Origin of the sequence: Shewanella sp. T24-MNA-CIBAN-0130, assembly GCF_040310185.1 — a bacterium.
GTDB lineage: Bacteria > Pseudomonadota > Gammaproteobacteria > Enterobacterales > Shewanellaceae > Shewanella > Shewanella psychromarinicola.
Window position 1 is genome coordinate 1 of sequence record NZ_JBEOPP010000160.1, and the last position, 421, is coordinate 421.

Annotated in this window: 1 protein-coding gene; it reads left to right on the forward strand. The window is 42.3% G+C overall.

The window, feature by feature from the left end:
* Positions 1-421 (forward strand): transposase (locus AAEZ02_RS21905; RefSeq protein ID WP_351125056.1); only part of this gene is annotated, 421 nt, incomplete at both ends.

The window sequence follows — 421 nt, forward strand, 5'->3', positions numbered from 1 at the left end:
AATGGCTGCATAAACATCAGTTCAGCTATAAAAACCCTAAAGGGGTTCCTCACAAATTTGATGAAGACAAACAAACGGCTTTCATTGAATATTATGAGCAACTAAAATCCTCGTTAACCCCTGATGAACCGTTATTATTTATGGATGCGGTTCATCCGACCCAAGCCACAAAAATCACCGCTGGCTGGATAAAAAAAGGCGTTGATAAACCGATAGAAACGACGGGAAGCCGAACCCGTATTAACGTGGTTGGTGCAATCCGACTTGGTCACTTAACAGAAGCGGTCATTGAGCAATATAGCAAAACGGTTAACGGTGCATCCATCATCGATTTTTTAAACCAAATTAGAGCGCGTTACTCAACAAGTGGTGTTATCCATTTGGTGCTTGATGGCGCTGGATACCATCGAAATGCCTTAGT